This window comes from Celerinatantimonas sediminis, assembly GCF_046054195.1.
In the GTDB taxonomy this organism is placed as follows: Bacteria; Pseudomonadota; Gammaproteobacteria; order Enterobacterales; family Celerinatantimonadaceae; genus Celerinatantimonas.
Genome location: NZ_JBEQCS010000002.1, coordinates 89545 through 102409 on the forward strand (window position 1 = coordinate 89545; position 12865 = coordinate 102409).

The following is a 12865-nucleotide window of genomic DNA, read 5'->3' on the forward strand; positions in this document are numbered from 1 at the left end:
TAAAAAACTATGAAATTAACGTGGAGTCGCTTGTTGGCGAGCCTCAGTCAACTGCTGCATTAGCTTTATGATATGCGGCTGAGCAAAAAGATTTTCTAATGTCATCGACAGTTTACGGCGCCAGTTCGGATATTCATCGCTGGTGCCGGGAACATTTACCGGCTGAGTCATCTCCAACCAATCTTCCAGTTGCAGTGACAACAGAGCACTATTGCCGCGCGCCATATGCAGCTGCAGACAATGATTAAGCGTTCGGCTCATCGAAACCCATGATGCGTCGGTACCGATGTCGTCGGGAATACTATGATGACCATGAAGGCTATTTAAAATCTGTTGCTTACAAAACAAGCGATCGTCAAATAGCTTTTTCAATCTTTGCTCATCTGGATAAAGACCAAGTTTGGCCCCTAATTTGAGGTCATAACAATGCCAAAACCCGGTCAGCGTTGCCATGTCATGCGTGGTCAACGCTGCAAGTGCCTGTTCAGGGTAATGATGCGGGGAGATAAACCCGCCATCACTGGCCTGAGAAAAGAAAAATACTCGATATGAATGAATTCCGTTTTCTTGTAACTGCGCATAAATTTGATCGGGAACGGTTCCCAAATCTTCACCGACCACAAGGCACTGATTGCGGTGGCTCTCTAACACCAAAATCGCTAACAAATCTTTAAGCGGATAATTAACATAGGCGCCATTTTTAGCGCCGCGCCCCGAAGGCACCCACCATAACCGCATCAGCCCCATTACGTGATCAATACGCAATGCGCCACAAAATCGCATATTACGGCGAAAAACATCAATAATAGGCTGATAATGCTGCTCTTGAAGTCGCAATGGATCAGGTGGTGGCAATCCCCAATCCTGCCCCAGAGGGCCTAAAACATCGGGCGGTGCACCAATATGGCTGAGCAAATTATACTGTTGCCGATTGTGCCAAGTCTCTTGTGAACCGGCACTCACCCCAACCGCTACATCAAAATAAAGCCCTAAAGCCATATGTTCGTGTTGAGCCTGTAGGCCTGCCTTTGCCAGTTGCTCGGCCGCTATCCACTGTAGCCAGGAAAAAAAATTCACCTCATCAAGATGTTCGCTAATCCACTGCTGAGTTTGAGTGCTCTCGTAATTTTGAAACGACTGAGGCCAGCTGTTCCAATGCGGACCTATTTTACTGTCGTCTTTAAATGCGTGTTGCAACGCATCAAACGAAGCTTGGGCTTTAAGTGATTTGCCTTCGCGCTGGCAAAACTCAGTAAAAGCTAATTGGCGTGAGTGGTAACTCTCAAGCTGACAGAACTGCTGATACACCAAGCGCAAACACTTAAGTTTTAGTTCACTGACTTGGGTATATTGCACATAATCGCTGGCGCGTAATGTTCGTATTTTTTCAACAAATTCAGGACTAGAGACTAAAGGCGCGGCCGCGCTGGAGGAAAATTCCGTAATCGCCTCTACATCAATATAGATAATGTTGATCCAACGCCGGGATGAAGGGCTATATGGGCTAGCCAGTTCAGGCCACGCGGGGTACAAAGCATGCAGCGGATTTAGACCGACAAATCCGCCCCCACCGCGCGCGATGTGTGTAACCAAATAACATAAATCAGTAAAATCCCCCACGCCCCAGTTGCGCTCACTGCGCAAGCTATAGAGCTGGACAGTGACTCCCCAGACTCGCAAACCATGGGCAATAGCGGGCGGCTTGTATGCGCGCGTTTGGGCGACAACATAGCGTGAACGAGCAATGGGTTCGGGTTCATCAATAAACGACAGAGCCAATTTATGATAGCCACACGGCAATTGAATTTTAAGCGGAACCCTTAAAGCCAAATACTGCCGATCATCTAATTCTTCACTTTTTTCAACTGGATAATCAATGGCATGAAACGAACCACTTAAGCGCTCGCCTTGTTCAGTATCGATATACCAGTGAAACCATTGTTGACGTTGTGTCTGAGCAATACGTAATTCAATATAGATGGGCTCGCCAAGGCGAGATGTGTAAACAGGGCTTAAATAACTGCCCCAATGAGCCATCAAGTCTTGCTGAATTTGGGCGTGCACACGCACATCATCATCAATGGCATAGCCCATCGTTTTTAATAAGGCATCGAGATTTTCTTCACTAATCGTCGCCGCCTGTCCCCAAGCGTCGATATATTCGCGGGTAATCCCATGTAAGGTGAGTAACTCTTGACGGTCATGAGCATTCATAGCGCAGCCATTGGGCAAATTCCCCCTGTCTAATCATCCCCTATGTATTACAGTGTAAGACACCTGATGATTATTTACCCAAAAAATTAATAAAAATCAGTCGCCAAGATTAATATCAACAATCCGTTGCACCGAGTCTGCCTCCCGTCATAAAATATGGTAAGATTTTTAGGCGAATCAGATTGGCTGAAGGCTTAATCTTATCAAATGTAATTTTTTTTCATCATTCAGTTTGATTTTGCGCAAAAATTTGAAAGTCTGCCCTTGACCTTACACTCCAATGTTGTAAGTTTACAGACAGATTTTTTTTCGCTAACACTTCAGATAAAAATACTGGGTAGAAACTATGACTATTAAAGTAGGTATTAACGGCTTTGGCCGCATCGGTCGTTTCGTTTTCCGTGCTGCTCAAGAACGTGATGACATCGAAATCGTTGGTATCAACGACCTGCTGGACGTCGATTACATGGCTTACATGTTGAAATTCGACTCCACTCACGGCCGCTTCAAAGGTGACGTTAAAGTTGAAGGTGGAAACCTTATTGTTAACGGTAAAACCGTTCGCGTAACAGCTGAACGTGATCCAGCGAACCTGAAATGGGACGAAATCGGTGCTGACGTTGTTGCTGAAGCAACTGGTTTGTTCCTGACTGACGAAACAGCTCGTAAACACATTGTAGCTGGCGCTAAAAAAGTCGTCATGACTGGTCCTTCTAAAGACGCTACCCCAATGTTCGTAATGGGCGTTAACCAGGACAAATACGAAGGCCAAGATATCGTTTCTAACGCTTCTTGTACTACTAACTGTCTGGCTCCTATCGCTAAAGTTCTTAACGATAGCTTCGGCATTAAAGACGGTCTGATGACAACTGTTCACGCAACTACTGCAACTCAGAAAACTGTTGACGGTCCTTCTCACAAAGACTGGCGTGGTGGTCGTGGTGCTGCTCAAAACATCATCCCATCTTCAACTGGTGCTGCTAAAGCTGTAGGTAAAGTACTGCCAGAACTGAACGGCAAACTGACTGGTATGTCAATGCGCGTTCCAACTCCAGACGTTTCTGTAGTTGACCTGACAGTTAACCTGGAAAAACCAGCTAAATACGAAGAAATCTGTGCAGCAATGAAAGCTGCTTCAGAAGGCGAACTCAAAGGTGTTCTGGGTTATACCGAAGACGCAGTTGTTTCAACTGACTTCTTAGGTGAAATCTGCACTTCAGTATTCGATGCTAAAGCTGGTATCGCACTGACTGATACTTTCGTTAAAGTTATCTCTTGGTACGACAACGAAATCGGTTATTCAAACAAAGTTCTGGATCTTATCGCTCATATCTCTAAATAAGCGCTATCATTGCCAGAATGACATAGGGGTAGCTTCGGCTACCCTTTTTTATTATGGAGACTTTTTAATGACTGAACGACTCAAGGAACTTGGCTTATCAATTGACAAACAACTCGACAATGCTGTTTTTAGCGCAACTAACAGCGATGGCGTGCTTTTTTACTGGGTGGATCACCCACAAGGTAAAGCCTTAATTAGTGCCTATGGTGCTCATATCATCAGCTACCATCCCACCAATCAGAGTGAACAGTTTTGGTTGAGTAAAACCAGTGCCCTTGATGGCAGTGCTCCAATTCGTGGTGGTGTTCCTATCTGCTGGCCATGGTTTGGCAATACCCGTCAACCTAACCACGGCTATGCTCGTACTCAAATCTGGAAATTGGGTAGCATAAAAACAACAGAAGAAAACACCGAGCTGACACTGACGCTCAGTGACGATATGTTAGATGAACCTGAGTTTAAATTTGCTCTGGAATGTAAATTCACAGTCGGCAAAGAACTGCATATCGATCTAACTACAACGAATCTGGACGATCATACAATCGAACTTGGTGCTGCGCTACACAGCTATTTTGCAGCAGATAGAGATAGCGCCAAAGTTACAGGTATGGGTGATACATTCTTAGATAAAACAGATAACTTTGCTAAAAAAACGCAAAGTGAATTTGCCCTTGCCGAAGAAAATGATCGTCTCTACATCGAACCAAGCCACAATGTCACATTAATTCATGGCGATGGCCGTCAGCTTAAACTGACGCATCAAGGTGAAGATACCGTTGTCATCTGGAACCCAGGTGATACTAAAGCTGAAGGAATTGCCGATATCCATGCTGGTGGTGCCAAAGAGTATCTCTGCGTTGAATCTGTTCGCACCCAAAACCCTGTAAAACTGGGAGTGAAAGAAACTTACACTTTATCACAACACCTCGCTCCTAAAGCTTAAAGCTTGACTAAACGCAGCTGACTCTCATTACAAAAAGTCAGCCGCGTTTACATTTACTCATCAGTGCAACTATTTTAAAACATTCCCCTTTTCGTTCTTGATGTGCATAATAAAGAAGCCATGCATCCCAGTTAAGGAGCAAAGATTGAAAAGTGTTGCTGTATTTTGTGGATCCAATTTAGGTTCATCGCCAGTATTTAATGAAGCAGCCATTAAATTAGGCTATTACTTGGCAGAGCATCAGATCAAACTGATTTATGGTGGTGGCAAGATTGGGCTGATGGGAGCCATTGCCAATGCGGCATTAGCCAAAGGTGGTGAAGTCTATGGCGTTATTCCTGAAAAATTAAAAGATAGAGAGCTTGCTCACCCAGGCTTAACTGAATTAACCGTTGTTGCCGATATGCATGAACGTAAAGCCAAAATGGCCCAGTTAAGTGACGGATTTATTGCTATGCCGGGAGGCAGCGGCACATTAGAAGAGATATCCGAAGTATGGACTTGGGCACAGTTAGGCTATCATCATAAACCTTGTGGCTTTTATAATATTAATGGCTTTTATGATCCATTGTTATTGATGGTGGACCGAATGGTCAAACAAGGATTTTTGCGCCAAGCCTATTGCGATATGTTACAAATTTCCGACTCACCACATACTCTGCTGCATGCGATGCGCGACTATGTCCCGCCTGCTGATAAGTGGCAATAGTGTCGAACCCCAACAGCAATGTTGGGGTCATCCCATGCTTACTGGCCAATTTTAGCGACCATTTCAGGGCGCATAAACCGCTCAACCACTAGCATAAACAGCACCGATGGCACAAGTAGGATCAACGCGCTAATAGACGCAACCTGATAATTTCCTTCCATACTGGCGTTGTATAACAATAATGGCAATGTCGTCACATCTGGAGCGCCGACAAAGAAGCTTCCCGTAAATTCATCAAGTGATTCTAAAAAGACAAATATAGAGCTGGCAATAATACCGCCCATTGCTTGCGGCAACGTAATCGTGAAAAATACTCTCAAGCTCGATGCCCCCAAATTTAAGGCGGCTCTCTCAGTTAACGGGTCACATTGACTAAAAGCTGCAACAATAATCCACACCGAAAAAACTAAACCGTGAACGGTATGAACTAAAATCACGCCCAAATAGGTGCCATTTAAACCCAATTGATAAAAAATACGCGCAATATTGATGTAAATTGGTAGCTCCGGGAAAGCTTGTGGCAATAAAAACAAAAGCATAATCAACATACGACCAGGAATGTGGCGTCGGGCCAAAGCATAACCCACAGGAATTGCAACCAACGTAGTCAGTACCACCGCCGCGCAGGCAATGGCGATACTCGTAAAAAGTGCACTAAAAGCACCATTTACCGGATTAAAGACATAATGCCAATATTTAAATCCCCAACTCACCGGCAATGCATGCGGAAAATACCAACGCTCAGTCACAGTCCAAATTAGCAAATTGGTCACGGGGCCGAACATTACCAAGGCTAATAGGATTACAAAAAGAACCTGAGTCCACCAGCGCAGTCGCAGCCACTTAACAGCATGCTTCAACTTTAATGATGATGCGCTAGGCATGACAATCATCTCAACCATACGCCCTCTTTTGTTTTAAATTATGCTGCAAATAAAACCATGCGAGAGTAGATGTCACCAAGTAACTAAATACCCCCAAAGCATTGGCTGTTGCGTAATCTTCATATGAGTTAATGCGAAACGCCATATCGGTTGTCAGCATGCTGGGAGTTCCAGTTCCGAGCATTAATGGCACTGACAAAACCGACATCATCGATACGCAGCTCAGCACCAATGCCACACCCAAATTAGGCAAAACCTGAGGGAATAGAATACGGATAAAGACATTTACTCGACTAGCACCAAGGTTTTGCGCAGCTTTTATCTGCGAAGATTCAATAGCAGCCATCGCACCAGCCACTAATAAGGTACTAAATGCTAATTGCTTCCAGACAAAGGTAAAAATAATGCCCCGCCAGTCCAGAAACGAAACCGTTTCAAATGGCGTCAACAGATGCAATTGAACCAAGGTGTTATTCATCAAGCCATTTTTAGCCAGAAAGGTTCGCATCATCTGGCCAACAACAATAAATGGAATAAATAGTGGCCAGCGATACAAAAAAGCTAAACATTGATTGAGTCGTTTAAATGGCGAAAGAGTGAGGACTCCAGCAATCACTATGGTCAAAACCGCGATAAAACACAACGCGATAGCAACGACAATAAGACTATATGCTAAATCTCTATCGTATAGATGCCACGCCTTAATAAGCGAAAATAGAGTCCAATTTCCAGATGCATCACTAAACGCCATTCGCAACGAGCTCATCAGCGGATAGATAAAAAAAAGGCCAATTAATGAGCAAGCAGGGACAATCATCAAGATGCTATAAAATCGATTTTGTCTCATCATATTATGGGAGCTACGCTCCCTTTCCTTACCCAGTAACGTTAGTTATTCACCTGGCGTTCATAGCCTTCTTTAATGTCATCCATATAAGCGCCTAACGGAAAACTTTTCCCGTAGCTGGCAAGCTCTTTAGGAGTAATCTCTTTAAAGAGCTTATTCCAAACCGCACTATCAAGCTTAGGTTGAACATACTTAGCATCAATACCTGGATACCAGTTGAACTGTTTCACAATGCCATTGGCCTGAACTTGTGGACTGGTTGCCAAATTAATGAACTCTTCGGCCAGCTTTTTATGGCTCGCTTTAGCAGGAACCACGTAATACATCGGCTGACCAGGCATTCCCGGAGCGATGAGATCTAATTTTAACGAGGGTGGCAGTTTTCCAGCATCCTTCCAGCTGTAGAACATATCCACCCAAACTGGCCCCATAAATATCTCACCACGGTTGAGCATATCCAACGTACCGGCATTGCCAGGCGTGAAGGTGACATATTGATTAAACTCTTTGAGTTTATGGTAGGCATCTTTCCAGCTATTTTTTAATTGCGGATCATAAGGTTTCGTGGATAATTTTTGTGCAGTTGAACCATAGTTGTAGATCCAACCAGTTACAAAGCTCACCCCAGACATACCATGTTTAATACCGTTATAACCAAATGCTTTGGGATGCTGATGTACCCAGTCCACTAACTGATCATAACTTTTAGGCGGGTTTTTAATCATATCCGCGTTATAAGCAATTGCAGTTTGGCTCTGGAACATTGGCATAACATAGCCATCAACATTAACGCCAAGCGCATTTTTAGCACTTTGGTTAGAAACCAGTTTGCCGTTGGCAATATCGCCTCGGTAACGACTCAAAAGCCCTTTTTCAACCATCTCCCCGCCCATTTTTTGATGCACTACTGCCACATCAATATCCCAGTGAGCACTATGGCTTTGCTGCTGCGCGGCTAACTTTTCATAGATTTTCTGGGAGCCTGCATCACCGGGACCGGTTCCAACAACGCTAATTGAAACTCCCGGATGCGTCGCCTCGAATTTGGGGGCCAGATAAGTTCTAACATAATCGACCATATTTTGACTCCCTGCGCTGGCAACATGCAGTGTTGTTTGCGCACTAGCGCCAAAAGAGCTTGCGAATATGGCCATTGCAACCATTCGCTTGATGGTTATGACTTGCATAAAATCATCCTTGTATCATTAATGAACTGATAGCGCTTTATAAATATGCAGCGCAACCAATGGGACAAATAATTTGACGTTCAATCCGCTCTCAAGTGCTTGCTCATGAGAGCCCCAACATGGCCCGTAGATAGTTTCAAGACCATGACGATAACTTTGCCCTTGAAAAACACTCTGAGTCACTTTGGCATCAAGACAGATGCCCTCGACGGGGCAATGATTTTGTGAAAAGAAAATTTGTACATCTTCCGGTCTAAAATAGATGGAATAATGATGTTCGCCGCTGCGCTCAATACCATCGTTGAGCAATTGGGTTAACTTATTCGCGTTGACATTGAAATGGTTGTCCAACCCCATAAAATCGGCAACAAAGGCACTATTTGGGTGGTGATAGATAGTCTCAGGCTCGCAAAATTGTTCTATTTTGCCCTGATTCATCACGGCAATTCGATCGGCCATTACCAATGCTTCTTCGCGATCATGGGTCACTAAAACCGAGGTAAAACCTAATTGTTGTTGAAGCTGTTTGATCTCATGACGAACACTTAGCCGTACCTTTGCATCCAAATTGGAAAGTGGCTCATCAAGTAATAATACGGATGGTTTTACGATAAGCGCTCGTGCCAGTGCAACGCGTTGACGTTGTCCGCCAGAGAGAGCTGTGACAGAGTTTTTCAAAAGCTCCAAAGGTAACTTGACTAACTTGAGCATTTGTATCACTCGCTGCTCAATCTCTTTTGCGCCACACCCTCGAATCTTTAAACCATAAGCGATGTTGCCAAAGACACTCATATGCGGCCAAAGAGCATAGCTTTGAAATACTTGCACCATCTGTCGGCTTTGTGCATTGGCTTGCGTGACATTTTCATTATCGAGCCAAATTTGGCCATGGTCAGCTTGGATAAAACCGCACAATGCATTGAGCAATGTCGTTTTGCCGCACCCAGATGGCCCGAGTAACGCGACCATTTCACCGCGTTGAATCGCCATCGAAAGATCACATAAAACTTGTTTGCCAGCGTAACTCACACTGAGCTGTTCAATACGAAGTGTTTTTGACATGCAAAAATTCCAGATAATCAGGCAGTTGATCTTGTTCGATTAAAATTTATTTAAATCGAATACTTTTTGAGTTAAGCAACAAAGTTCAACAGCCTCTGCACATTGAACACGTGTTCATATGCACCAACTTGTTTACATGGCGATCATTATTTCGGTCTTTTTTGACAACTTTATGAAGTTTTATCGAGTTGGACACGTGTTCACAAAAGATTCAAAAAACTTCGCTAAGTTGATGAGGTGAAAACGTTGAATTGGAATCATTGTGAAAATCGAAATGCTTGGCATCGGCAGTGCTTATAGTCGAAATTGGACAACTTCTGCACTTTGGATTGAATCTTTAGAACATAACTGGCTGATTGATTGCGGACCTACGGTTCCCCAAAAACTATGGTTAAAACAGATTAATCTTCATAAGTTGGATATTATTTACTTTACTCATATTCACCCAGATCACTGCCTGGGGCTTGCAACCCTCGTTAATTATCTGCATAACCAACAACGCCATGAACCGTTGCTTATTCTCGCCCAAACAAAACAGCAGCCCTATCTTAAATCCTTATTAGAACTAGCTTGCTTAGATGAACCGCTCGGTTTTGAAATTATCTGGCAAGATATTAGTGACCGAGCCACCATAGGGGGCCAACACTATGAGAGCGCACTAAGCGACCATCCAGTTGCAAACCGATCGCTGTTATTAAATGTCGATAATATCCGTTTGTTTTACAGTGGTGATGGCAGCCCAACCAGACAAACCATCAAACTAATGCAGCAAGCAGACTTAATTGTGCATGAGTGTGGCAATGGCAATACCTCAGCACAAACATCGAACGGCCACAGCAATTTTCAAGAGCTAAAAGCGCTGTGTTCACAGACCAATAATACACCATGGCGACTTTATCACTGCCCTGATGAGCATCAAGCGACTCTTAGCAATGCGTTACAAACACAAACCAATATGACACTAGCAAAAGAACAGCTGTTAGCCGCCGATGGGGTTATTTATGGCTAAACGCAGCATTACAGCTCAAGATGTGGCACTACATGCAGGCGTATCACGCGCAGTCGTATCTAGAACACTGTCAAACAATGGCTGCGTTGCTAAAGCAACCCGGCAAAAAGTCTTAGATGCCGCTCATGAGCTGGGATATCAGGTCAATATGCTTGCTCAAAGTCTCAATCGCCAACGCAGTATGTTAATTGGCGTTATCACCTCGGGACAAACTGACCCATATCGCAGTCAACTACTTGAAGATCTAGTTCGCTCAATTCAGGCACAGAACTACCAAGCGCTATTATGCGATATACAAACCCATCAGGATTTAGCAACCACACTAACTAAACTCACCCAATTTCGCGTCTCCGGCGTCATTGTCACATCGGGTCATCCATCGGCTGAATTAGTCAGTGAGTGCGTAAAACTGAACATCCCTGTTGTAGTCATTAACCGCAGCACACAATTGCCACAAGTTGATGAAATCAGCTCTGATAACACCCAAGGAGCACAGCTTGCTATCAACTATTTAAAAAAGATGGGATGCCAGAGACTCCAATTTTTGGGGATTAACAATGGCACTTATTCGGCGCAAATCAGACAAACAGCCTGGCAAAGGCTTGAGCCAACCCCGCCTTTATTAGCGCCTGAAAGCAGCTATGAAGGTGGTATTGCAGCTGCAAGAGTTGCATTACAGGGCGGATTAAATTTTGATGGCCTGTGGTGTGCCAACGACTTACTTGCATGTGGCTTTGCTGATTGTGCTCGTTTTGAGTTCAAGCTTAAGCTTGCCCAAGATTTTTACTTAGTTGGCTTTGATGACATTCCCAGTACCCATTTTGTCAGTTACCAGCTCACTACGCTGCGCCAAAATACTCGCCAAATTGCAGCACTAGCGCTCTCTCGGCTAAGCGAGAGAGCATCCGCAATGACGGTTGAAAAACGCATTGATAAGGTAGATGTAAAGCTTATTATCCGCAACAGTTAGTTGTGCTTTAAAAGCTTATATAATGACTAATCACTATATAAGGTAAACCAGATGGTTGCTAAGATAGGTCAATCTTAACAACACCTTAATGAACAGACGATGCAAGATTACTCCGATTGGTTTGAATGGTTATCTCCTGAGGCACCCGCTAGTGATGCTGATATTAGCTATTTGCAAAATAACACACTCATGGCGCTTACCCGCTCTGAAATAAACCAGTTAAATCAAGTACACTGGGACTTAATCAAAGATAGCCAACAAAGTTTTGATGCCAGCAACTACCGTCTTCCAATCGGGAAATTTCCGCCGAGTTATATCTGCTTTTTAAAATGGTCAAATGGCGGCAGTTTTCAAAATGGTGCGATGCAATTTGAGCCATTTTTTACCCCGCAAGAAATCAGAGAATATTTGCTCAGCTACGAATTTCCAGCATATTTACCCGATGCCGTGCCCATTGGTTTGGATGGCGGTGGCATATTCTATGTTTTAGATATGAGAAAGCCGCCCATCCAAGCAGAATATCCAATATTTATGGTTGGCGCCGGCGCTCTATTTTGGGAAGAAGCACTATGGGTTGCGGACTCATTTGAAATACTGCTCAAACGCCAAGATAATCCGCTTGATTAACGCTATATATTCAACGCGTTAACAGCTTTCTCAAGTGAATATCAACGCCAAATATTTTAGCCATTGGCAACTTTCGAGGTTGCCATTGTCGTTTATGAGCGCTTTGAGAAGGTGCTAAGCACTTTAGAGTTTATGAGCGCGCGGCACACTCTCATTAATGATTCGATACATCCTATCGAATTTACAGACTTGTAAAATTAAACACAACACAATCAATCCAATGCCAATACCGCCAATCAGTGAAAAGTGCTCACCGACAATTGTTATGGCAAATATCGTTGCAATTGCAGGCTCAAGTAATGTAATCAATGTGGCTTTACTGGCTTCAATCTGTTGCAAAGCATAACCAAAACATAAATACCCGACAAACATGGGCACGAGTGCCATGTACGAAGCAATTGCAATGTGCTTAACGTCCATAAAAAGATTCTGACCGGTAAAGTACAGCGATGGCAGCAAAACAAGGGCAGCTAATCCAAACATTCCAGCCATAGCAGATCTGGAGTGAATGCCTTTTTCAATCATATGCCGAGCAGACCACGAGTATAGAGCGTAAGACAACCCAGCCAGCAGCCCTAAGCCAATCCCCACTAATTGCAAATGGGGAGAACTTGCCTGAGCATTTTGCTTGCCTAACGTTATAAAGATGGTTCCTAGAACACCAATAATAAACGACACAATCCATTGCTTTGAAATTGCTTTATGACTGATAATACGCTCTAGCAACACACTAAAAAGAGGCGCACTCGCAATTGATATCAGAGTGCCGATTGCGACTCCTGAGAACTTCATCGATGTATAAAATGCCAGCGGATAAACGCCAACAGCCGCAGCACCGATGAGCAGCAAAGGCCAATGAGTTAAAAATAAACGACTATTTTTTCGCAAATGAGCGCGCGCATGACACGCCAATAACAGCCCGCCACCACCCATTGCAAAGGCACCAATAGCAAAAGGGCTAACATCTGATAGATAACTTGCAGCAGTTCCAGTTGTACCCCATAACACGCTAGCAAACACCACGACCAAAATGCCATTCATGCGTATTCTTTTACCTAACATCATTACATC

Annotated in this window: 12 protein-coding genes; 6 read left to right on the forward strand and 6 right to left on the reverse strand. The window is 43.9% G+C overall.

The window, feature by feature from the left end:
• Positions 1-15: 15 nt before the first annotated feature.
• The gene (malQ, locus tag ABTQ23_RS02845; protein WP_408614128.1) at positions 16-2214 is read right to left on the reverse strand and encodes a 4-alpha-glucanotransferase; all 2199 of its coding nucleotides are present in this window, start codon (positions 2212-2214) and stop codon (positions 16-18) included.
• A 346-nt stretch (positions 2215-2560) separates the two neighbouring features.
• On the opposite strand from malQ, the gene gapA reads away from it, so the two are divergent.
• From gapA to ABTQ23_RS02860, 3 genes are all read left to right on the forward strand, one after another.
• Positions 2561-3556, forward strand: a complete 996-nt coding sequence (gene gapA, locus ABTQ23_RS02850; RefSeq protein WP_408614129.1) for a glyceraldehyde-3-phosphate dehydrogenase — start codon at positions 2561-2563, stop codon at positions 3554-3556.
• 67 nt (positions 3557-3623) lie between these two features.
• Positions 3624-4499 carry a D-hexose-6-phosphate mutarotase gene (locus tag ABTQ23_RS02855; RefSeq protein ID WP_408614130.1) on the forward strand — a complete coding sequence of 292 codons (876 nt, stop codon included), beginning with the start codon at positions 3624-3626 and terminating at the stop codon, positions 4497-4499.
• A 145-nt stretch (positions 4500-4644) separates the two neighbouring features.
• Entirely contained in the window at positions 4645-5208 is a 564-nt protein-coding gene (locus ABTQ23_RS02860) for an LOG family protein (protein ID WP_408614131.1), read from the forward strand.
• A gap of 38 nt (positions 5209-5246) precedes the next feature.
• Here the strand turns inward: ABTQ23_RS02860 and ABTQ23_RS02865 are convergent, their stop codons facing one another.
• From ABTQ23_RS02865 to ABTQ23_RS02880, 4 genes are read right to left on the reverse strand one after another with little or no spacing between them, the layout of a single operon-like run.
• Complete coding sequence (locus ABTQ23_RS02865) at positions 5247-6101, reverse strand: ABC transporter permease (RefSeq protein ID WP_408614495.1); 855 nt, start codon at positions 6099-6101, stop codon at positions 5247-5249.
• A gap of 1 nt (position 6102) precedes the next feature.
• Complete coding sequence (locus ABTQ23_RS02870; protein WP_408614497.1) at positions 6103-6939, reverse strand: ABC transporter permease; 837 nt, start codon at positions 6937-6939, stop codon at positions 6103-6105.
• Positions 6940-6980: 41 nt separating this feature from the next.
• The gene (locus ABTQ23_RS02875; protein ID WP_408614132.1) at positions 6981-8126 is read right to left on the reverse strand and encodes an ABC transporter substrate-binding protein; all 1146 of its coding nucleotides are present in this window, start codon (positions 8124-8126) and stop codon (positions 6981-6983) included.
• 18 nt (positions 8127-8144) lie between these two features.
• Positions 8145-9188 carry an ABC transporter ATP-binding protein gene (locus ABTQ23_RS02880; protein WP_408614133.1) on the reverse strand — a complete coding sequence of 348 codons (1044 nt, stop codon included), beginning with the start codon at positions 9186-9188 and terminating at the stop codon, positions 8145-8147.
• A 262-nt stretch (positions 9189-9450) separates the two neighbouring features.
• On the opposite strand from ABTQ23_RS02880, the gene ABTQ23_RS02885 reads away from it, so the two are divergent.
• The 3 genes from ABTQ23_RS02885 to ABTQ23_RS02895 all read left to right on the forward strand — a co-directional run bounded on the left by ABTQ23_RS02885 (position 9451) and on the right by ABTQ23_RS02895 (position 11794).
• Positions 9451-10197, forward strand: a complete 747-nt coding sequence (locus ABTQ23_RS02885; protein ID WP_408614134.1) for an MBL fold metallo-hydrolase — start codon at positions 9451-9453, stop codon at positions 10195-10197.
• Entirely contained in the window at positions 10190-11167 is a 978-nt protein-coding gene (locus ABTQ23_RS02890; protein WP_408614135.1) for a LacI family DNA-binding transcriptional regulator, read from the forward strand. Before ABTQ23_RS02885 ends, ABTQ23_RS02890 begins: the two co-directional genes overlap by 8 nt.
• A gap of 99 nt (positions 11168-11266) precedes the next feature.
• The gene (locus ABTQ23_RS02895; RefSeq protein WP_408614136.1) at positions 11267-11794 is read left to right on the forward strand and encodes an SMI1/KNR4 family protein; all 528 of its coding nucleotides are present in this window, start codon (positions 11267-11269) and stop codon (positions 11792-11794) included.
• 123 nt (positions 11795-11917) lie between these two features.
• Here the strand turns inward: ABTQ23_RS02895 and ABTQ23_RS02900 are convergent, their stop codons facing one another.
• On the reverse strand, positions 11918-12835 hold the full coding sequence (locus ABTQ23_RS02900) for a DMT family transporter (protein ID WP_408614137.1): 918 nt from the start codon (positions 12833-12835) through the stop codon (positions 11918-11920).
• Positions 12836-12865: the final 30 nt, after the last annotated feature.

What these genes read in the sequence shown, in the direction of transcription:
- malQ (WP_408614128.1), bottom strand. Translation starts at nt 2,214, where the DNA reads ATGAATGCTCATGACCGTCAAGAGTTACTCACCTTACATGGGATTACC.
- gapA (WP_408614129.1), top strand. Translation starts at nt 2,561, where the DNA reads ATGACTATTAAAGTAGGTATTAACGGCTTTGGCCGCATCGGTCGTTTC.
- ABTQ23_RS02855 (WP_408614130.1), top strand. Translation starts at nt 3,624, where the DNA reads ATGACTGAACGACTCAAGGAACTTGGCTTATCAATTGACAAACAACTC.
- ABTQ23_RS02865 (WP_408614495.1), bottom strand. Translation starts at nt 6,101, where the DNA reads ATGATTGTCATGCCTAGCGCATCATCATTAAAGTTGAAGCATGCTGTT.
- ABTQ23_RS02870 (WP_408614497.1), bottom strand. Translation starts at nt 6,939, where the DNA reads ATGAGACAAAATCGATTTTATAGCATCTTGATGATTGTCCCTGCTTGC.
- ABTQ23_RS02875 (WP_408614132.1), bottom strand. Translation starts at nt 8,126, where the DNA reads ATGCAAGTCATAACCATCAAGCGAATGGTTGCAATGGCCATATTCGCA.
- ABTQ23_RS02880 (WP_408614133.1), bottom strand. Translation starts at nt 9,188, where the DNA reads ATGTCAAAAACACTTCGTATTGAACAGCTCAGTGTGAGTTACGCTGGC.
- ABTQ23_RS02890 (WP_408614135.1), top strand. Translation starts at nt 10,190, where the DNA reads ATGGCTAAACGCAGCATTACAGCTCAAGATGTGGCACTACATGCAGGC.
- ABTQ23_RS02895 (WP_408614136.1), top strand. Translation starts at nt 11,267, where the DNA reads ATGCAAGATTACTCCGATTGGTTTGAATGGTTATCTCCTGAGGCACCC.
- ABTQ23_RS02900 (WP_408614137.1), bottom strand. Translation starts at nt 12,835, where the DNA reads ATGAATGGCATTTTGGTCGTGGTGTTTGCTAGCGTGTTATGGGGTACA.